The 19,744-nt window shown below is 71.4% G+C and carries 15 protein-coding genes; 7 read left to right on the forward strand and 8 right to left on the reverse strand.

Annotated features, from left to right (window positions below; translation table 11 throughout):
- Window positions 1-3 precede the first annotated feature (3 nt).
- A complete protein-coding gene (locus ABEA10_RS11105) occupies window positions 4-2,787 on the forward strand; it encodes a glycosyl hydrolase family 95 catalytic domain-containing protein (protein ID WP_345461270.1) in 2,784 nt (927 codons plus the stop codon).
- Here the strand turns inward: ABEA10_RS11105 and ABEA10_RS11110 are convergent.
- Window positions 2,754-3,872, reverse strand: a complete 1,119-nt coding sequence (locus tag ABEA10_RS11110) for a hypothetical protein (protein WP_345461273.1) — start codon at window positions 3,870-3,872, stop codon at window positions 2,754-2,756. The two genes, ABEA10_RS11105 and ABEA10_RS11110, sit on opposite strands and share 34 nt — an antisense overlap.
- A 132-nt stretch (window positions 3,873-4,004) precedes the next feature.
- On the opposite strand from ABEA10_RS11110, the gene ABEA10_RS11115 reads away from it, so the two are divergent.
- Window positions 4,005-4,565 (forward strand): EF-hand domain-containing protein, encoded by a 561-nt coding sequence (locus ABEA10_RS11115; protein ID WP_345461276.1) that lies wholly within the window; start codon window positions 4,005-4,007, stop codon window positions 4,563-4,565.
- A gap of 239 nt (window positions 4,566-4,804) precedes the next feature.
- On the opposite strand, the gene ABEA10_RS11120 is transcribed toward ABEA10_RS11115, so the two are convergent.
- Window positions 4,805-5,044 carry a hypothetical protein gene (locus tag ABEA10_RS11120; RefSeq protein WP_345461279.1) on the reverse strand — a complete coding sequence of 80 codons (240 nt, stop codon included), beginning with the start codon at window positions 5,042-5,044 and terminating at the stop codon, window positions 4,805-4,807.
- Window positions 5,045-5,348: 304 nt separating this feature from the next.
- Between ABEA10_RS11120 and ABEA10_RS11125 the strand changes: the two genes are divergently transcribed.
- Window positions 5,349-6,071 (forward strand): hypothetical protein, encoded by a 723-nt coding sequence (locus ABEA10_RS11125; protein ID WP_345461282.1) that lies wholly within the window; start codon window positions 5,349-5,351, stop codon window positions 6,069-6,071.
- Between the two features lie 395 nt (window positions 6,072-6,466).
- Entirely contained in the window at window positions 6,467-7,849 is a 1,383-nt protein-coding gene (locus ABEA10_RS11130; RefSeq protein ID WP_345461285.1) for a cytochrome P450 family protein, read from the forward strand.
- 84 nt (window positions 7,850-7,933) lie between these two features.
- Here ABEA10_RS11130 and ABEA10_RS11135 read toward each other — a convergent pair whose 3' ends face one another.
- From ABEA10_RS11135 to ABEA10_RS11150, 4 genes are read right to left on the reverse strand one after another with little or no spacing between them, the layout of a single operon-like run.
- Window positions 7,934-9,034, reverse strand: coding sequence for an S-methyl thiohydantoin desulfurase family protein (locus tag ABEA10_RS11135; protein ID WP_345461288.1), 1,101 nt, complete (start codon window positions 9,032-9,034; stop codon window positions 7,934-7,936).
- The gene (locus ABEA10_RS11140) at window positions 9,022-10,104 is read right to left on the reverse strand and encodes an S-methyl thiohydantoin desulfurase family protein (protein ID WP_345461291.1); all 1,083 of its coding nucleotides are present in this window, start codon (window positions 10,102-10,104) and stop codon (window positions 9,022-9,024) included. The genes ABEA10_RS11135 and ABEA10_RS11140 overlap by 13 nt, the downstream gene beginning before the upstream one ends.
- The gene (locus ABEA10_RS11145) at window positions 10,101-11,663 is read right to left on the reverse strand and encodes a hydantoinase/oxoprolinase N-terminal domain-containing protein (protein WP_345461294.1); all 1,563 of its coding nucleotides are present in this window, start codon (window positions 11,661-11,663) and stop codon (window positions 10,101-10,103) included. The genes ABEA10_RS11140 and ABEA10_RS11145 overlap by 4 nt, the downstream gene beginning before the upstream one ends.
- Window positions 11,664-11,722: 59 nt before the next feature.
- Entirely contained in the window at window positions 11,723-13,066 is a 1,344-nt protein-coding gene (locus ABEA10_RS11150; protein ID WP_345461297.1) for a purine-cytosine permease family protein, read from the reverse strand.
- Between the two features lie 130 nt (window positions 13,067-13,196).
- Between ABEA10_RS11150 and ABEA10_RS11155 the strand changes: the two genes are divergently transcribed.
- Both ABEA10_RS11155 and ABEA10_RS11160 read left to right on the forward strand, forming a co-directional pair.
- Window positions 13,197-14,264: an S-methyl thiohydantoin desulfurase family protein gene (locus ABEA10_RS11155; RefSeq protein WP_345461300.1), complete on the forward strand. Its 1,068-nt coding sequence runs from the start codon at window positions 13,197-13,199 to the stop codon at window positions 14,262-14,264.
- Complete coding sequence (locus tag ABEA10_RS11160) at window positions 14,261-15,871, forward strand: helix-turn-helix domain-containing protein (RefSeq protein WP_345461303.1); 1,611 nt, start codon at window positions 14,261-14,263, stop codon at window positions 15,869-15,871. The genes ABEA10_RS11155 and ABEA10_RS11160 overlap by 4 nt, the downstream gene beginning before the upstream one ends.
- Here ABEA10_RS11160 and ABEA10_RS11165 read toward each other — a convergent pair.
- Window positions 15,856-16,608: a GntR family transcriptional regulator gene (locus ABEA10_RS11165; RefSeq protein ID WP_345461306.1), complete on the reverse strand. Its 753-nt coding sequence runs from the start codon at window positions 16,606-16,608 to the stop codon at window positions 15,856-15,858. The two genes, ABEA10_RS11160 and ABEA10_RS11165, sit on opposite strands and share 16 nt — an antisense overlap.
- Window positions 16,609-16,698: 90 nt before the next feature.
- Window positions 16,699-18,105, reverse strand: coding sequence for a cellulose binding domain-containing protein (locus tag ABEA10_RS11170; RefSeq protein WP_345461309.1), 1,407 nt, complete (start codon window positions 18,103-18,105; stop codon window positions 16,699-16,701).
- Between the two features lie 322 nt (window positions 18,106-18,427).
- On the opposite strand from ABEA10_RS11170, the gene ABEA10_RS11175 reads away from it, so the two are divergent.
- Window positions 18,428-19,741: an extracellular solute-binding protein gene (locus ABEA10_RS11175; RefSeq protein ID WP_345461312.1), complete on the forward strand. Its 1,314-nt coding sequence runs from the start codon at window positions 18,428-18,430 to the stop codon at window positions 19,739-19,741.
- Window positions 19,742-19,744: the final 3 nt, after the last annotated feature.

Below are 19,744 nucleotides of genomic sequence, written 5' to 3' on the forward strand. Positions count from 1 at the left end.
GCCATGAGGCGCGGCCGGTTCTCGATTCTCATCGCCTGCGCGGCGGTCACGACGGCGATGGTGGCCCCCGTCGCTCCAGCCGTCGCCGCGCCACCACCCACGACGGCCTGGCGACACGGCGCTTTGCAGACGGATCCGCGCGGCGTGGTGTCGCGCTCGGACCTCGTCCTGCAGAGCCCGCCGTGGCAGAACTACCAGAGCATGCCGCTCGGCAACGGCCGGCTCGGCGCCGCGGTCTGGTCCGAGGACGGGCTCACCGCGCAGTTCAACCGCAGTGACACGTTCCCCGACCTCAAGGGCGCGGGACAGCTGGTCGTCCCGGGGCTGTTCCCGCTGATGAGCTCCGCCGACTACCGCGGCCGGCTCGGCCTCTACGACGCCGACCTGGACCAGCGCGGCGGGGGCATGACGGCGCACGCCCACGTCCGTGCGGGCACGGACCAGTTCGTGCTGGACGTCGCCGGCGCCGACCCCGGCCGGACCCAGACCGCCGACCTGAAGCTGTGGCAGGGCCGCAGTCCCGTCACGTACGCGTCGGGCGGCGTGGCCGCGCTGGCCGAGACCTTCCACGACGAGCCCTCCGGCACCACGTCGGGCGCGATCGCCGCCGTGACCGCCGACGGGCGCCAGGTGCACGCGACGGTGACCGGCGACCTGTCCGTCCACCTCAGCTTCAAGCCGCGCCAGGACGGCAGCTTCCGCATCGTGGTCGGCGTCCCGGCGTACAAGGGCGGCGACGTGGCGAAGGCGACGCGGGCCGCGGTGCGCGGAGCGTTCGACGCCGGCGCCGACGCGAGCCATCTGCGCTGGTGGCACCGGTTCTGGAACGACGCGGCGCCGCTCGAGATCAGCTCGCCGGACGGCACCGGCGAGTACCTGGAGAACCTGCGGGCGACGCAGCTGTACATGTCCGCGGCGTCGATGCGCTCGGCGGTGCCGAGCAGCCACGGCGGCGTCACCAGCCTGTTCTCGCTCTGGCGCGACGACATCCACTGGTCGGCGGCCAACTGGTGGCACTTCAACCTGCGGCAGCCGGTGTACACCAACCTCGGGGCCGGCACCGCCGCGCTCAACACCCCCTACTTCCGGCTGTACCTCGACCGCCTCGCGAAGATGCGGAAGTGGACCGCCGAGCACTGGCCGGGCGCGAAGGGCGTGTGCGTGCCGGAGTTCCTGCGCTTCGACGGCACCGCCGGATCGTGTGACAGCGACGCCGATCCGGACTGGGTCAACCGCATCCTGTCGACCGGCCCGGAGGTCGTCGCCAACCTGTGGTCGCAGTACCGCTACACCGGCGACCAGGCGCTCCTGGACTCCGGGTATCCGCTGATGAGCGATGTCGCGCGGTTCTACCTGTCCGTGCTGCGTCCCGGAGACGACGGGTACCTGCATCTCCAGCACGTCAACGCCCTCGAGGTGCAGTGGGACACCACCGACCCCACCCCCGACCTCGCCGCGATGCGGACGATCTTCCCGGTCGTCGCCGGGCTCGCCGATCGGCACGGCGACCACGACCTCGCCGAGCGGCTTCGTCAGGCGGTCGCCAAGCTGCCGCCGTTCCGCACGACGACGCGGGGCGGCCAGCCGGTGCTCGCCTGGTCGGGCACGGACGAGGCGGCGCACAACACCCAGGACCCCGACCTGGAGGCGCTGTGGCCGTGGGGTCTGTACGGCGCCGACTCCTCGCTCATGCAGTCGACGTTCACCAACCGCGTCTACGTGCAGACGCGGGAATGGGCCTCGGACTCGGTCTGGGCCGCACGGCTCGGCCGGGCCGACGAGATGAAGAACCTGCTGGTCCAGGGCACCTCCGACTTCCAGATCTTCCCGAACGGCTTCGCCTCGCACAGCCGCAACTCCGATCCGGCGCGCGGCGGCGGTTACTACGACGGCTGGGGAGCCGTGGTGGCGTCCGCGTTGCAGGAGTCCCTGGTGCAGTCCTACCAGGGCACTCTCCGCATCGCCCCGGCGTGGCCGGCGGACTGGACCGCCACGGGCGCCGTGCAGATCCCGGGCGGCCACCGCGTCAGCGTGGAGACACGCGGCGGCTCCGCCTCGCTGGTCGGCATCCAGGCCGGCAGCACGGACACGCTGAAGATCCAGAACCCGTGGCCCGGTCAGCGGATCCAGGTCGTGAACGGCGCGTGCGGCTGCGGCCGGCCCGTGGTGGCGGCGACCACCGCGTCGCAGATCACGCTGCCGGTCAAGCGCGGCGCGAGCTACCTGCTGGAACGTACGGCACAGCCCTACTCGTCCTTCTCATTCGGCGAACTGGGCGGGCGGCCGGCGGACAAGGTGAAGACGCTCGGGCAGCGCACGCTCGGAGTCGCGCACAGCACGCCGCAGATCAACAGCGACCTGGTGACCGTCGAGCAGCCGGACAAGCTGCACGCCCTGGTCCGCGCCGCGGTCGGAGCGCCGGCGTACGTCGACCGCGGCTACACGGTCACCGGACTCCCGGACGCCCTCGACGGCGCGGTCCTGATCCGCGGCGCGAACGACGACTCCCAGCTGACCGAGCCCGCGGACTACCTGACACTCGACCTGACGCGTCCGGCGACGGTGTACGTCGCGTTCGACACCCGCGGCGAGGGATCGTGGTGGCCGGGCTGGCTCGCCGACCAGGGCTTCACGCGCACCGACATGACGGTCCAGACGAGCGACCGGCCACTGGCGGTGTTCGCCAAGACCATGCCCGCCGGCAAGGTAAGCCTGGGACCGAACTCGGGCGTGGACGGCCAGGGCGGCTCCAGCTACGTCACGTTCGTCACCGCCCGGACCGGCTGACTCCGGGACGCGGGCCCGCTCAGCGGCAAGCCGTAGAGGTTGTCCTTCCAGATGGCGTAGTAGCCGGCGTTCCAGCCGCCGTGCACCCATCGGTGACGCGTGCTGCCGGCGACCTGCCAGGTCGTGATCAGATCACCCTGTTGCCGGGTGCCGTCGGCGTCGGAGGGGGTACCGCCACTCGACAGGGGGTCATTGCCACGGGCGAGGACCTTGCCGGTCCGCAGATCCGACAGCACCAGCCGGCGCGTGTGCCCGGCGATGATGGCCCGGGCGGACACGGCGTAGACGGTCTGGCCGCGCCCGGACCACAGCACCCGTCCGGTACGGCGGTCGACGACCTCGAAACCCTGGTGCCGGCTGTCGTTGCCGCGGTGGGCGTCGACGACGGCGTCGCCGGTGGCCGCGACCGGCAACCAGCCCGGGCGATGCCACGGGCTCAGCGTGCCGTCGGCGTCCAGGATCGTGATCGGCCCGCCGTCATTGAGCACCGCGCCCTGGAAGGCGGTGTCTCCGGCCCATTCCAGTCGCTCGTCGGTGGGTAACCGCACCGTACGGGGGCGCACGTGCCCCCGTGCGGACGGGTCGTAGATGTCGACATAGGTCAACCGCCCGCCGGGACCGGTCTTGTGATAGCTGAAGGCGACACGGAGCCTGGGGCCGTCGCCGAGCAGATGCAGCCCCGGCCCGTCCGACCGGCCGGACTCGGCCGCCAGGACCGGGCCCGTGAACAGGGTGTGCCCTTCCGGGTCCGCCTCACGCACCCGGACGCCGAGAGCGCCCGTCGAGCCGGCGGGCACGCCTTTGACCCGGTCCGCCACGACGATGACGTCACCGACCACCACGGCGTTCATGAGCCCACCGGCCACCGACACCTTGACCGCGGACGGGTCATCCGGCTCGACCCACGGGTAGGTACCGGCCGGCGCCGTGCGCTCGGGCAACTCCGGGTGGCGGAACGCGTCGTCCCATCCCGCCTGCGGAGCGCCCCCCGGTGCACACGCCCCTCCGAGGCCCGCGATGAGCGTTAACGCCACGGCCGGCCGGGCCGCGCGCCTCCACCAGCCACTCTGCCGGATCGCACGCATGCCCGCATTGTCCCATTTCAGGAGGTGGATCCCTCGGCCCGCGGATCCGTCGCCACGGCCACAACCGGACCTTCCCCCCGATGCTCACCTAATGTAAGTTGGCGATCACAAAAGGTGATCGGGAGGTCCCCCATGGGTCACGAGTCCGCGCAGGCCGGTTCCGGCGCCCGCGAGCGGCTGCTGCTGCGGTTCCGCATACTCGACCTTGACGGTAACGGCTACCTGGACGAGAGCGACTTCGATCGGCTCGCCACCAGAGTGCTCAGCGCGGTGGGCGAGCCGCGCGAGTCGGCGAAGGGACAGGCGGTCGTGAACGGGCATCGCCGCTTCTGGACGGGCCTGCGCGCGACCCTCGACGCCGACGGCGACGGCCGGATCAGCCGGGAGGAGTACCTCGCCCGGCTGGGCGACCCCGGAGACGCCGAACACACCGTGACCGACTACGCGACGTCGGTGGCCGCGCTGGTCGACCGGGATGACGACGGATACGTCGAACGCGACGACTTCCTCACCTGCATGACCGCGAGCGGCTTCGCGAGTGCGAACAGCGAGGCGGTGTTCGAGGAACTGGACGAATCGGGCGACGGCCGGATCGCGGTCGACCATTGGGCCGCGGCGATCGTGGACTGGTACAGGTCCGAACGCACCGACATTCCCGGCCACGTCCTGGTGACCCCGGCTCCCGACCGCTGAGCGGGGGTCTCCACCGAACGTGCGGCCTGCCTCTTGCGCGCAGAGGCAGGCCGCCCCCTTGATCCGCGGGCGGGCGGCTACTTGTACCAGACCGCGACGCCGCCGTGTGTCCTGTTCGCCCGCACGCGGGCGTCGGCGTACCGCACCGGGAGCAGTTCGGCCTGTGCGCCCCGGAAATCGCCCAGCCCACCCGGGCGGCGACGACGATTCAGCTGAACAGCACGCTGCGGTACGGCCGATCAGTCGAACTTCACATACCGGGTGACGTTGCCGGTCGCGCTCGGGGGCAGCGACCCGGTCTCGCCGGAGCAGCCGGCTGAACGGTAGTAGTGCGCGGTGTGGTCGGTGGCGTTGATCGCGTAGAAGGGTGGCCGGGCGCCTCGCAGGGTGTAGCAGTGGCCGGCCTGCGGATTCTGCAGCGAGGCGGACTGTGTGCCGCTGCCGTCCGGGCTCCAGTAGAAGCCGCCGGTGGCGGCCACGGCGGCGGTGGGCAGCAGAGCGGCGGCGCCCGTGGCGACCGCGACGGCATGAGTCTTGAGTTTCCCATCGATTCCTCTCAGTAAGCCGCCTCAGACGGTCGGCGGCCTACCGCGTGTGTACGTTCGTGGCGCCCGGCGAGCAGGGGAACCCTCCGGCGATCACGCGGATTTTGAGGGCCGTCAGCACGGCCATGCACCTACGGAGCCCCGCATCTCGCGGTCGCGTCAGTGTCCGTCAACGTGGCTCGCCGTTCGCGCGTCCTAGTCAGTACCCCGCCGAATCGGCTAGTGGGGAGCGTGGCGCATGGGGATCAGAGCAACACGGGCGGCGATCGTCGTGATGGTCGCGGTGGCGGCGTCGGCGGGCTGTCACGGCGGGGGCGAGAAGAGCGCGGCGCCGGCCACGGCGTCGCCACACGGCGGACGGAGCGGATCGGCGTCCGCGACGCCGGCATACGCGTCGCCGAGATACACGGCGCGGCAGCTCGCCGACGCTCTGATCAAACCACCTGCCGGAGCAGCCGCGATCTCCAAGGGGAGCGGCCCGTACGAGACGGTGATCAAGAAGCTTTCCGGAGGTGCGCCGCAGGCCACGGGTAACCCGTCGTGCGACGGGATGGGCCGTACCGGCATCGACGTCACCGGCTCCATGCCCAGCGCCTTCGTGAGCTTCGCCCAGGTCGGGCGGTCCCCTTCGGAAGTGCTCGTCGCGGTCCCGGATCCGGTGGCCGAACAGGCGGTCACCCAGCCGGTCCCGCAGGCGTGCCGGACCGTCAAGGCACGCGCCGCCGGTACGACCATCACGGCCACCGTGGTCTCCGACGATCCCCTGGACATCGGAGACGGCGGGCGGATCATCCGGACCGACCAGGTGACCGGCGGTACGCGGCTGCGCTCGTGGCAGGTCCTGTTCACCGGCCCCGGATATCTCGCGATGATGCATGTCGTCGGCACGGATGTCGGCAGAGCGGACGCCGAGAGCCTGGCCCGGCAGGCCTATCGCAAGGCCGGAGCGGCCCTGAAATAGGCGGGGTCGCACACCATGGCACCCGCCTTTACGTAGTAAGGTCGACCCTTGCCGGTCTGGACCAGATACCGCACCGCACATGCCGAGCGCACCGGAGCCCAGGAGGGGCTCGGACTACCACCAGTGCGGCCGGCCCCGGGTTCAACTCTGCTCGGCGGCACGGCACCGACGGCGGTCACGCCACTGTCCGCGACGTCCTCCACCTGCGCGAACTCCACGACCCGACGAACAGCGGTCCCTCCTCGACACTGCCATCGGCGAAGTGAGTCCTATTTGCGACGGCAAGATCGCTGAGTGTAGCCTTTCCGACTTCGATGCGTGGCCCGATGATCACCCGCTGACCCCACATGGGGCTTCGGCCGCCCTTGTTCGCAGGCACATGGTCAGGAGCGCACATGACCTCGCCCGATTCCCGTCCGTCACCGTCGCCGGACGGCTCGACCACCGACGGGCTCCTTTCGCTGCACGGGCCGGAGTTCGCCGCCGACCCCGAAGGCGTGTACCGCCGACTCCGCGCGTACGGCCCCATCGCGCCGGTGGAACTGTCCCCCGGCGTGCCCGGGATGCTGGTCACCGACTACGACGTCGCCCTCGAAATACTGCGCGACCAGGTGAGATTCCCCCGCGACGCCCGCCGGTGGCAACAGGGGATTCCGCCCGACTGCCCGGTCCTGCCGATCATGGCGTACCGGCCGACATGCAACCTGACCGACGACCCCCTCCGCTCGCGGCTCCGCGAGGCCGTGACCGACGCCCTGGACCGGGTCGACCAGAACGCGCTCCGCACCTTCGTCGAGCGCAGCGCAAGCCGTCTCATCGGCCGGATGAGCCCTCTGGGAGAGGCGGACCTGCGCACCGAGTACGCCCTGGTTCTGCCGCTGCTGGTGTTCAACGAACTGTTCGGCTGTCCGGCCGAGCTCGGCGAGCGGATGGTCGCGGCCGTACGGGAGGTCCTCAAGTGGGAGAACTCCGAAGAGGCCAACATGACCCTCGGCCTGGCCGTCCTGGAGCTCATGGCCCTCAAACGCGAGAACCCGGGCCAGGACGTGACGACGTGGCTGATGGAGCATCCGGCCGAGCTCACGGACGAGGAGGTCGCGCACCAGATCGTGATGATCGTCGGCGCGGGCAGCGAGCTCGCGCAGAACCTGATCGTCAACACGTTGCGGCTGCTGCTGTCCGACGAGCGGTTCGGGGGCGGCCTGTCCGGCGGGAGCCTGTCCGTCGAGGACGCCCTCGACGAGGTCCTGTGGACGGACCCGCCGCTCGCGAACTTCGGCATCAGCTATCCGGTCGAGCCGCTCGACTTCCACGGTGTCAGGCTGCCGGCCGACCAGCCGGTCGTCATCAGCTTCGCGGCCGCCAACAACGATCCGTCGACCCGGGCCGAGGACCGGGCCGGTAACCGCGCCCACCTGTCGTGGGGCGTCGGGCCCCATGCCTGCCCGGCTCAGGGCCAGGCGCGCATCATCGCCACGGTCGCCATCGAGAAGCTCCTCGACGGACTGCCGGACATGGAATTGGCCGTTCCCGCCGAGGAACTCACGTGGCGACCCGGATTCATCCAGCGCGCCCTGTCCTCGCTGCCCGTACGGTTCCCCTCCACTCCCGAACCCGCGCCGCCACCGCTCGCCGAGCCGTACCCGGTGACCGAAGCGGGTGACGAGGACGTCCCGGAGACGCCGACCGCCTCCGGCGCCGAGGAGCCATCGGCACCCAAGGCACCGGCCCGCTGGTGGCGCCGCCTGGCGAACTGGTGGGCCGGCGACGCGGGCTGACGGTGGTCACGAGTGGCCGGGGTGTCGTCCGGACCGGTGGACGGGAGCCGTACCGACCCAGCGGTGTGGCCTGGACGCCTCTCCTCAGGCATCGCCGTTGACGAGGTCCTCCACCGGGATGTAGGCATCGGGGAGACCGAAGGCGGCCGGGCCGAACGTCTCCAGGGCCGACGGTGTCCGCATGAGTTCCGGTGTGGAGATCGTGTACACCGTGATCCGCATGCCGTAGCGCAGCGACTCGGTCGTCACCGGCATGCCCGTCTCGCTGTCCAGCGTGCAGATGAGGTCGGGCACGATCGCGCGTACCTCTCCGTCGCTCCGGGCGACCAGGTGCTCGTTCTGGAAGGTGAGCTGGAGCCGGTCGGTGCCGGTGAAGGACTCCAGCGTGGCGGTGCCGCGCGCGAAGCCCTCGACGGTGCGGCGTTCGACGTCGACGACCTTGCCGCGGAACAACACCGCCCCGTGGCGGTAGATGGTCGATCCGAGCATCTCGGTGAGCGCGGCGAACGGATCGCGGTGCGCCTCGCGCGCCTCCCGCAGCGTACGGCCGATGGCCTGGGCCAGGCCGAGTGTGCCGGGGATCGCGGTGCGGCGCACCTCCGCGGCGGTCATCGGGTACATCGACACGTACGACGCGCCGCCCATCCGGATCGTCACGCCCCGGGCGAGCCACTCCATGCGCCGGTTGTCGCCGGTCTCGAACAGCGCCGCGTCGCCCTTGTCGTCGGCGACGGTCATCGGGGAGCCGGACACGCCGTAGATGTGGAACGTCTCCATCTGGAGTTCGGGAAAGGCCCGGCCCATCCCGTCGGCGTCGACCACCGGGATGTCGAGCAGCGCCCCCATGTACAGCGGGATCATCGAGTTCACGCCGCCGCACTCCACCGGCATCGTCGCGGCCGCGGTGCGCCCCAGCCGGGCTTCGAGCGCCCGCAGGGCCGTGACGTTCTCCGTGCCGCTGGGCAGCTTCTCGACGATCACGGTCGGTGCGCCCATCATCGAAGTGGGGATGACCAGGGCGTCGGCGTCGAGCTCGTCGGCGGAGACGACCCGGATCCGACGGCCGGAACGCAACTGCCGCTCCGCGAGCAGCCGCCCGATGTACGGGTCGCCGCCGCCGCCGGTGCCGAGCACGGTGGCGCCCAGCGCGAGATCGCGCAGGTCGACGGTCGTCAGCTCGCGCATGAGGTCTCCACGGGCACGTAGCCGTGGTCGTACCCGAAGTAGCCGGGGCCGACGAGGTCGAGGCCGGCGGGCGTACGCCAGCGCGGGTCGCACGGCGCGCCGACGACACTGACGCGGAATCCGTAGCGGAGTCCCTCGGTGGTGACGGGTTCACCGCTGTCGCTGTTCAGCACGCAGATCAGGTCGGGCACCCCGGCCACGACCACGCCGTCCCGGCGGGCCACCAGGTTCTCGTTCTGGAATTCCAGCTCCAGCGTGCGGCCCTCGTACGCGCCGGTGCCCTCCAGCCGTGCCGTGCCGCGCGCGAAGCCGCCCGTGGTACGCCGGGCCACGTCCGTGATCTTGCCGGTGAACAGCAGGTGCCCGTCCAGTACCTCGGTGGCCGCGGCCACCGGGTCGCGGCGGCCGTGTGCTTCGCGGACCACGCGTCCCAGCCGCTCGACGAGACTCAGCGTGCCCGGTACCAGCGCCTCGCGCACCTGATCGCCGCGCAGGACGTACTGGAGGGTCATCGCCCGGCATCCCATGTCGATGGCGATGGAGCGGGCGAACCGCTCGGCCCACCGGTTGTCGACCGTGCGCAGCAGTGCGCTGTTGCCCTTCTCATCGGCGAGCGCCAGCGGGCAGGTGGAGACCCCGGCCAACGTGGGCAGCACCATCTGCAGCTCGGGGAACGCGCGGCCCATGCCGTCGGCGTCCAGCAGCGGCAGTCCCGTCTCGGCGGCCGCCACGAACGGGATCGTGGAGTTGATCCCGCCCGCCTCGATGCAGGACAGGTGCGTGATCTCCTCGCCGAGCACCTCGTGCATGGCCCGCAACGCCGTCTGGATCTCCGTGCCGCCCGGCATCTTCTCGACCATCACCGTGGGCGCGCCCATCATCGCCACGGACACGATGACCGCGTCGTCCGGCACCTCGTCGAGGCCGACCAGGGTCACCGGGCCGTGCCGCCGGATCGCCTGCTCGGCCAGCAGCCGCCCGATGTACGGGTCGCCACCGCCGCCGGTGCCTAGGATCGCGGCCCCGCGGGCGATGTCGGCCATCCGGTCGGCCGTGATCTGCACGCTCACCTGGCACCTCCGGTCGCGGCGAACTCGAGGTCGCCCACGGCCTTCACCCGTACTCGCACGGCGTTTCCCGGCAGGTACGCGATCGGGACCTCCTCCACCTCCACGATCTGCACGCTGCCCGGGCGGGCGCCGGCCGCGACCGCCTGGTCCACGGCCTCCGCCTTGGCCTGGTCGAGTACCTCGTCACGGGACTGCCGGCCGATCGCGAAGATCCGGTCGACCTCGCCGCCGACCTGCGCGATGGCCGCGCCGATGGCGTTCGCGACCGCGAAGTGGTCGGGCCGGTGCACCTCGGCGAAGCCCGGCAGCGCGTCCGGGATGAGAACCGAGCCGCCGCCGACGATCACCACGGGCACGGGGTCCGCGGACGTGCGCATCCGGTCGACGATCTCGGCGACGTCGTGAGCGATGCGTTCGATCGCCGCGGTCACCAGCCGGGGATCCAGGTGGCGGACCAGGGACGCGTCGCCGATGTCGGCGTGGCCCGCCGCCACGACGATGTCGGTGGCGGTCAGGGTGTCGCCGCCGAACACCAGCGCCCGCTCGGTGAGCTCGTGGCCGACGCTGTCCGGCCCGATGGCCGGGTCCGAGTCACCGCGCACCCGGCTTCCACCGCCGATGCCGACCGACAGGACGTCCGGCATCCGGAAGTTGCTCCGCACACCGCCGATGTCGACCTCGGTCGCCGCCTCCCGGGGGAAGCCGCGGGTGAGCATCCCGACGTCGGAGGTGGTGCCGCCGATGTCGACCACCGCGCAGTCGGACAGGCCGGACAGCAGGGCCGCGCCGCGCATCGAGTTGGTCGGCCCCGAGGCGAACGTGGCGACCGGGTACTTGCGCGTGAACTCGACGTCCATCAACGTGCCGTCGTTCTGCGAGAGGTACAGCGGCGCGCTGATACCGACGGTGGTCAGCGCGCTGGTGAAGGCGTCCACGATCGTGTCGGCGAGATCGCGCAGGCACGCGTTGACGATCGTCGCGTTCTCCCGCTCCAGCAGGCCGATGCGGCCGATCTGGTGGGAAAGGCTGAGGTGGACGTCGGGCAGCACCTCGGCCACGATGTCGGCCGCCTGCATCTCGAAGTCGGCGCTGACCGGCGAGAACACCGAGGAGATCGCGACGGAGCGCACCCCCGCGGCGCCGATCGCGTCGGCGACCCGCTTGACCTCGTCCGGTCTGAGGTCGGAGATGACGCGACCGTCGAACTCGTTGCCGCCGTGGCACAGGTACCCGTGGTCGCCGATCGCCGACCGCAGCCGATCGGGCCAGTCGACCATGGGCGGCAGCGCCTTGGTGGCCGGCAGACCGAGGCGGATCACGGCGGTCGGGGCCAGGCGGCGGGCCTCGACGATCGCGTTGGTGAAATGGGTGGTGCCGATCATGACGGCCTGGATGTCGGCGGGAGAGAAGGTCGCGCCCTTCGCCAGCCCCCGCAGCGCCGCGACGACGCCGCTGGTCACGTCGCTGGTCGTGGAGGTCTTGATCTCGGCCAACACCGCGGACCCGTCCATGAGGACGGCATCGGTGTTCGTGCCGCCGACGTCGATTCCGATGCGCACGTTTCTCTTCTTCCTTCTCTCCGGTCTTGCCCGATCGCCGATCCGCCGTGTCCGGGCGGTCAGCCGCCGGGTCGGTGCTCGGTGCTCCCCACGCCGCGGGTCAGGCCGGCACGGCCGGCCACGACGTAGCCGACGAACGCGACGATCAGGGAGTTCAGCGCGGGGATGCCCCAGCCGAGGTACTTGCCGACCAGGAACGCGCCGACCCAGATCACCAGCGTGGCCGGCACCCAGGCCGGCGCCTCGCGGGGCACGGTGTCACCGGCCGCGTCCAGGTCGCCGCGCCAGCGCCGTACCAGGAAGTACTCGGCCACCATGATCCCGGCGATGGGTGGCACGGCGATGCCGAGGATGGTGAGGAAGTCCTGGAAGCGGTCGAGTATCCCCGCCGCGGCCAGCAGCGTGCCGGCCGCCCCCAGCCCGATCGTGACGAGCGCGCGGTTCACCCGCCGGCCGAACAGCGTGTCGATGATGTTCACGAAGCCCAGCGACGACGAGTACAGGTTCCAGTCGTTGATCTTCAACGTGGCGGCGATGAGGATCACGGTGCCGGCGGTACCGCTGGTCGAGGTCACGATGGCGACCACGTCGCCGGTCCGTACGGCGTGTGCGAGCAACACGCCGATCAGCCCGATGACGTACTCGCCGAGCGTGATCCCCAGGACGGTCTGTTTGACGACGTCCGTGACGCTGCGGTTGTACCGCGTCATGTCCGGCGTGATCACCGCTCCGACGATGAACCCGCCCGCGACCAGCGTCGTCCCCGCCGTCATGCTCAGGTGCGGCCCCGGTGCCGGAGACGTGACCAGTGAGCCGAACGAGTGCTTGGACAGTTCCACCGTGATCGACCAGCCGGCGAGCACGACGAACAGGGGGACCGTCACGTACGCGATCCACTGCATGCTCGCGAAGCCGTACACCACGATGAGCGTGATGAAGGCTCCCGCGATCAGCGTCCACGCCCACAGCGGCGGACCGCCCAGCAGGCTGTGCAGCCCCTGCGCGAAGACGGCGTTCTGGATGCCGAACCAGCCGATCAGGCTGACCGCGACCACCAGGCCGATGAGGCCGGCGCCGTAGCGGCCGAAACCGGTCCAGCGGGCCAGCACCGACGTGGACATCCCCTCGCGGACGCCGATGATCCCGAGAAGAATCGCCACGATCTCCAGGATCACCGCACCGAGCGTGATCGCACCGACGGCGCCCCAGAACGACATGCCCACGCCGAGCGTGGCGCCCAGCAGGAACTGCGACAGCGCCGACACCTGCCCGAAGCGCTGGGCCGCGATGGAGAACCAGTGGTAGCGCGCGTGCTGGGGGACGCGCTGCAGAGCGTAGTCGTCGCTGCCGATCGCGGCCTCGCCCTGCGCGGCAGTCGCGATCGTCACATCGCCGTGGGCCATCGGTCCTCCCGAAGTTCCGTTGGCGAGCAGGCTAGGCACCGGCCGCTTCGCCGGAAATGGACGACCTGCACCACCCTCAGGGGACGGAGGTGCAGGTCGCACCACCTCCGTGGGTAGAATCGCCCGCATTGTGCTGATCACGCCGGGTGACGTGGCCGACCTCGCGGCGGGCGCGACCCTCCTCGGTTCCGGTGGCGGAGGTGACACTCAGAACGCCGCCGCGACGCTTCGGCGCGTCCTGGACCGCCACGGACCGGTACGGCTCCTGAGCCCCGCCGACCTCGATCCCGGCGCGTGGGTCGTGCCGGTCGCGGCGATCGGGGCGACCACGGTGATGATCGAACGCCTCCCCGGTGAGACCGAGTTCACCGCGGCGGTCCGGGCGCTCGAACGGCACCTGGGCATCGCGGTGACGGCGCTGCACGGTCTGGAGTCCGCCGGTGTCAACGCTCTGCTGCCGGTGGCCGCCGCCGCGTGGCTCGGCCTGCCGCTGGTGGACGCGGACGGCATGGGCCGGGCCTTCCCGCGGATCGACCAGACCGTCTTCACGCTCGCCGGTCTGCCCACGGCACCGCTCGCGCTCGCCGAGCCGTCCGGCGCGGAGCTGCTGATCACCGGCGTGGACGGGGCGGGGGCCGAACGGCTGGCGCGCGCCGCGCTGCCCGCGCTGGGCGGATGGGCGGCCAGCGCGCTGTGCGTCATGCGTGCCACCGACTCGCGCCGGCACGCGCTGCCCGGCACCATCAGCCGCGCGTTGCGGCTCGGCCGGGCGCTGCGGCGCGGGCAGCGTGATCCGGCCGAGCGCGACCGGCTGCTCGCCGGCATGGCCGTCCGCCGGCTGTTCACCGGCACCGTCCTGGAGGTACGCCAGCGGGGCCGCGACACGGCCGCGCTCAGCGGCACGGTCACCATCGAGCACGCCCGCTCCCCTCGGCGGACGCTCCGGCTGGAGATGGCCGATGAGTACCTGCTCGCCCTCGACGACGGCGCCGTGACCGCCCATGTGCCAGAGATCATCGTGATGCTCCACGCGCGCACCTGGTACCCGATCTCCACCGAGCGGGTCGCGCCCGGCCGGCACGTGGACGTGCTCAGCCTGCCGGCGCCGCCGGCCCTGCGGACCCCGGCCGCCGCACGGCTCGTCGGACCGCCCGCGTTCGGCCTCGACCTCCCGATGGCCGGAGAAACCGCGTCATGACCGCCGTCACGGTGGGCGACCTGCTGGCCGACGAGGCCCTGCGCGACGGTGAGGTCATCGGCGGACGCGCGGGCATCGAGGCGGCGGTGCATCACGTCACCCTCGTGGTGACCGGCGCCGAACTCGACGACGCACCGTACGGCACCGTCGCGATCCTCGATCTGGGCGGAGCGGCCGGCGCCCTCCGGCGCCAGCATCTGGCCGAGATCGTCTGCCGCCGGCTGCACGGCCGAGCCGGCCGGCTGCTGGTCGTGGCGGGCGGCACGTTCGCCGCCGCGCTGTCCACCGTCCGGCTGGCCGACCGGCTCGGGCTGCCCGTCGTCGTGGCGCCGGACGCCGCACCGCACGCGCTGGCCGCGCGCCTGCTCTCGGTCGTCCACGCGCCGGAGCTGGCCCTGGGCCGGCGCCTGGCCGAGGGCGCCGCACGGCTGCGCACGGCCGGATCCCTGGAGCGCGTCCTGTCCGTCCTCGACGCGGTGCTGGACGCGCGCACATCGCTGGCCACCACCGACGGGACGTCGCTCGCCGGGAGCCGGCCCCGCCACCCGTTCGCCGTACCGGCCGGAACACCGGTGCCGGCCGTCGACCGTACGGGCCGTGTGTCGACCGCGTTGTGTCCCGTGCCGCACACCGAGGGCGGGCCACGGCTGTGGATCGTGTGCCAGTGCGAGCGATCCGGTCCGCTCTGGCGCGACACGGCTCTCGGCCTGCTCGACATGGCGGCGGCATACGTCGGCGCCTGGTTCGCGACCGAGCGCCTGAACGCCGAACGTGACGCCCGGATCCGAGGCGGCCTGCTGAATGAGATCCTGAGCCTGGACGGTCCTCCCCCACCGCACGTCGCGGGACAGGCGGCCCGCCTCGGCTGGCGGCTGGACGGCTGGCACACCGGCATTCACTTCGCGTTGGTCGGAAGCGTTCCACCGGCGCCCGCCACGGTCACCCCCATCCTCTCCGCCGGGCTCACGGCCCACGGCATCGATGTGCCACTGGTCGAACGCGCGGACGGCTGGTCCGCCTGGCACACCGGAGAACGGCCGCCGGACGCCGTCGCGTCGCTCGTCACGACCGTGTGCCGGGCCCTCGCGGACTACCACGCGACGTCGAACGTCCCCCCGATCGTGGCGGGTACCGGACACGCGGCCCCGGGACCGGACGGCCTCGTGACAACGCTCGCCGAGGCACGGCGAGCCGCCCTGGTCGCCGCCGCGACCGGTCGCGCGGGCACGGTGCAGCGCGGCGACGAACTCGGCACGAAACGGATGCTGCTCGACTGGTACGGCTCATCGGTGGTCCGCGAAGAGGCCGAGCGGATGCTGGCCCCGCTGCTGCGCGAGGGCAACGAAGCGCTGCTGGAGACCGTCGACTGCTATCTCGACAGCGGGTGCTCCTCCTCCGAGGCCGCGCACCGGCTCGGCACGCACCGCAACACCGTCACCCGTCGCGTGCAGAGAGCCGAGACACTGCTCGGCGTCCCGTTGACCGACCCGGACGACCGCCTCGCCCTCCAGCTCGCCTGCCGTATGTGGCGCCTCACCCGCGACGCCTCCCCCGCCGGTCGGCGGGCCGCCCCGAGCGGTGCCCTCCCCGCTCAGCCCGAGGTGTGATCGAAGTGGAGCTTGGAGGTGATGCGGTAGCGGTCGCCGCGGTAGACCGAGCGGGCGTGCTCGATGACGCGTCCGGCGGTGTCCTGCGTGGTGCGTTCCACGCACATGATGGGGAAGTAGGACGGGACGTCGAGCAGGTCGGCCTGCTCGGGGTTGGTGACGCTGGGTTCGAGGGTCTGGGTGGCCTCGGCGACGTGGATGTCGTAGCGCTCGCGGAGCAGCCGGTAGAAGTTGCCGGTCTCCATGTCGGCCGGTCGCAGTCCCGGCACCAGGGCGGCGGGCAGTTCCAGGCGTTCGATGGCGATGGGTTCGGCGTCGACCAGGCGTATCCGCGTCACCCGTAGCACCGGGGCGTCCGGGGACAGGCCCAGCCGGCCCGCACGCGGCCACCCCGCCGGAGCCGTGTCGAAGGACACCACGTGGCTCGTCCAGTCGCCTTCGGCGGGCGGCACCGCGAGCGACCCGGCCCCCGACAGCTCCTGGGTGATCTTCCGTGGGCTGGTGAACGTGCCGCGGCCGTGCTGGCGGACCAGCAGGCCCGAGCGGACCAGTTCGTCGATGGCCGCGCGGATGGTCGGGCGGGAGACGCCGAGCTCGTTCGCGAGGTCCCGCTCGGACGCCAGACCCGTGCCCGGACCGGCATTGTCGATGACGTCGAGAATGTAGCGGCGGACCCGGTCACGCTTCGGGGTCGAGGGGGTACGGGTGGCTCTCTGCTCGGGCTCGGGCCTGGTCACGCCCCCATCGTCTCAGGCGAACTCCCGCGCCGTGGCCGCGAGCACCGCGGCCGGCATCCCGGGGACGGATGCCGGCCGTGGCGCAGGCGGTCAGTTCGGCACGGTGTCGGTGAAGTGGGTGCCCGCGCTGTAGTAGCCGTTCACCGCGCTGGTCACCTGCGCCGGCGTGAGCGCGCCGGACGCGTTGTAGTACACCCAGTTGACCTTCTCGTTCCAGGTGCGCGCCCCGGTGAAGGGAAGGTCGATGAACCACTCGTTGAAGTCGATCGTCATCTTCTCCCGCGGGTAGTACTTGCCCGTGGTGGAGAAGTAGACGTTCCCGTCGACGTAGTAGGTGACGGTGCCGCCCGCGACGGTCATCTGCAGCGTGTGCCAGCCCTGGAGGCTCGAGATGACGTTGTGCGTCTGGCGGTCCATGGCGTCCGCGCTGTACCAGGTCGTGGTGTAGAGCGTCGGGCCCGGAGCTCCCCAGCCGCCGTTCGGCAGGTACTCGTTGTCCAGCTCGCTGTACAGCGAGTCGTCCGGGGTGATCGTGTAGAAGGTCTCGTTGACGTGGTCGCCGTTCTGCCCGGTGGTCGGGGCGTCGTTGAAGTAGACCCGTGCCGCGTACGTCCCCTCGAAGAACTTGCGCTGCACCGTATCGATCTCGGCCTGCGTCGTGCCCGACGTCGTGCCGTCGGTGGTGGCGGCCAGGTTCATCACCTTGCCGCCCTGGGCGGTCGCGTCGGAGGGGAAGGTGATGGCGTTCGCCGACCAGGTGCCCTGGATGCCGGGGCCGCCCCCGCCCGTACGGATCGACCAGCCGTGGGCGCCGAGCGTGGAGTCGCCGGGTCCGGTGTAGTGGAAGTCGTCGAACAGGACGCCGTTCCCGCTGGGCGGCGGTGAGGTGGGCGGAGTCGTGCCGCCGCCGGGCGGGGCCGTGCCCGAGACGATGGTGCCGTTCACGGACAGAGTGATCGTGCTCACGGTGCCGTACGAGCTGCGACTCGGTGTGAACGAGTAGTCGTTCGCCTGGTCGACCGACTGCCAGTCCTGCCGGTTGAGGCGCAGCTGGATGTCGCCCGTGGACGCGCCGGGCGCCAGCGTGCCGGCGTTCGAGCCGAACGCCACCTCCAGGTAGTGGTCGGCCGTCGATGAGGCGGTGGCCAGCGTGCCGACCGTGCCGGACAGCTTCGCGCAGCCGATCTGCGCCCACTCGCAGGTGAAGACGTAAGGGACGGTGGTGTCGGCGGTGAAGTAGTAGCGGATGGCCACGCCGGACAGCGACGCGGACGACGAGCCGGTGTTGGTGATCTGGAACCACGGCTCGATGTCGCCTGCGGTGGCGCCGGCCGCGGTGGTCCTGTACTGCAGTTGCAGCCCCGAGGCCGCCTGGGCCGGGTTTCCGGCGAGGACGCCGGCGGCCGCGACGGTGGCGCCGAACAGCCCGAGCGCGGCCGAAAGGGCGGCACGGCCGCGTCCGGACCGGAGGCGTCTGAGGGCAGGGTGATGCCGCATGCGGTGGTCTCTCCTTCAAGGGGTGGCGGGTGAAGTGGTCGGACCCCGAGCGCGCGCGGTGAGCGGTGGACAGTTGACCAGAGGTCAGTTCTACCGCGACCGATGGGCATCAAGATGAACTCCGCTTTTCCACTTGTCAACCCCGGATTACCAGCGCTCTCGGATCCTCTGACACGACGGGCCGCCGAGAACCGGGTGGCAGGTTCATGGCGTTGACATGACCAATGGACAAGTGCCACCATCCGGGGCACCGAGCGAGGGGGCGCTGCCGACCCGGCGCCGAGGCGACGCGCCTCGTGCCGTCAGTCCAGGGAGGATCGACATGCACAGGCGAATTCCGGCCGCGCTGGCGGCGGCCGCCACACTCGTGGTCGCGGGATGCGGAGGCGGTGACGGCGGCGCGAAGTCACCGCCGGCCACGGACATCGCGGGCCCGGGCACCGGAGCCGGGAAGACCCTCACCGTCTGGTATATGAACGGTGACCTGTCCGACGCCGCGGTGGCGGCGATCGACCGGCAGTTCACCCAGGAGACGGGCGCCACCGTGCACGTCCAGATCCAGCAGTGGGACGACATCAACACCAAGATCACCACCGCGCTGGCGCAGAACGACCCCCCGGACGTCATCGAGATCGGCAACACCGACGTGGCGTTGTTCGCCGCCACCGGCGGCCTGTCCGACATCTCCGGGCCGGCGAAGACCATGGCGCAGGGCCAGAGCTGGCTGCCCGGCCTCGTCGGCCCGGCCACCGTCGGCGGCCGGCTGTACGCCGCGCCGCTCTTCGCGGGTGAGCGGGCGGTGGTCTACAACAAGAAGATCTGGTCCGACGCGGGAGTGACGGCGCCGCCGGCGACGCTGGCGGAGTTCACCGCCGACCTGGACAAGATCAAGGCGGCTCACCCGGCCCCGGACTTCTCGGCGTTCTACATGCCGGGCCAATACTGGTTCGGCGGTGTCCAGTTCGTCTGGGACGCCGGTGGTCAGCTGGCCACCAGGACCGGTGACCGCTGGACCGGCGCGCTGGAGTCGCCGCAGGCACAGCAGGGTCTGCGGGCCTGGAAGCAGTTCCAGAACACCTACTCCACGGTCGCCTCGCGCAACCTGTTCAACCTGTCACCGGACTACAACGCGGTCTTCGCCCAGGGCAAGACCTCGGCGATCCTCAACACGAGCGTCAACGCGGTCCTGAAGATCAAGCCGTCGCTGAAGGGACACCTGGGCACCTTCCCGTTCCCCGGCGCCAGGGCGGGCACGAACCAGCCGGTCTTCCTCGGTGGCTCCGATCTCGCCATCGCGGCCAAGAGCCCTCACCAGGCGCTCGCGCTCGCGTACCTGAAGACCGCGACGAGCACCGCGGCGCAGACCGGCGCGATCGCCGGCATCGACGGCTGGACGCCGATCTCCGCCCAGCTCATCGATCAGACGTCCGGGTCGCGCTCCGATCTGCTCAAGGCGTTCTCGGCCGCGGCCAAGCGCAGCGTCGCGACACCGGCCAGCCCGGGCTGGGCGACGATCGAGAGCGACAAGTCGCTGCAGGCCTTCTTCGGCGACATCTCCACGGGGAAGTCCGCGATCCCCGACGCGGCCCGGTCCTTCGACCAGCACCTGACCCAGGCGCTGAACGCCGCGCAGTGACCT

The sequence above is a fragment of the Actinoallomurus oryzae genome, assembly GCF_039541955.1.
In the GTDB taxonomy this organism is placed as follows: domain Bacteria; phylum Actinomycetota; class Actinomycetes; order Streptosporangiales; family Streptosporangiaceae; genus Actinoallomurus; species Actinoallomurus oryzae.

Coding starts and splice junctions, on each gene's coding strand:
- ABEA10_RS11105 (WP_345461270.1), top strand. CDS start 4: ATGAGGCGCGGCCGGTTCTCGATTCTCATCGCCTGCGCGGCGGTCACG.
- ABEA10_RS11130 (WP_345461285.1), top strand. CDS start 6,467: ATGACCTCGCCCGATTCCCGTCCGTCACCGTCGCCGGACGGCTCGACC.
- ABEA10_RS11175 (WP_345461312.1), top strand. CDS start 18,428: ATGCACAGGCGAATTCCGGCCGCGCTGGCGGCGGCCGCCACACTCGTG.
- ABEA10_RS11110 (WP_345461273.1), bottom strand. CDS start 3,872: ATGCGTGCGATCCGGCAGAGTGGCTGGTGGAGGCGCGCGGCCCGGCCG.
- ABEA10_RS11160 (WP_345461303.1), top strand. CDS start 14,261: ATGACCGCCGTCACGGTGGGCGACCTGCTGGCCGACGAGGCCCTGCGC.
- ABEA10_RS11115 (WP_345461276.1), top strand. CDS start 4,005: ATGGGTCACGAGTCCGCGCAGGCCGGTTCCGGCGCCCGCGAGCGGCTG.
- ABEA10_RS11125 (WP_345461282.1), top strand. CDS start 5,349: ATGGGGATCAGAGCAACACGGGCGGCGATCGTCGTGATGGTCGCGGTG.
- ABEA10_RS11135 (WP_345461288.1), bottom strand. CDS start 9,034: ATGCGCGAGCTGACGACCGTCGACCTGCGCGATCTCGCGCTGGGCGCC.
- ABEA10_RS11170 (WP_345461309.1), bottom strand. CDS start 18,105: ATGCGGCATCACCCTGCCCTCAGACGCCTCCGGTCCGGACGCGGCCGT.
- ABEA10_RS11150 (WP_345461297.1), bottom strand. CDS start 13,066: ATGGCCCACGGCGATGTGACGATCGCGACTGCCGCGCAGGGCGAGGCC.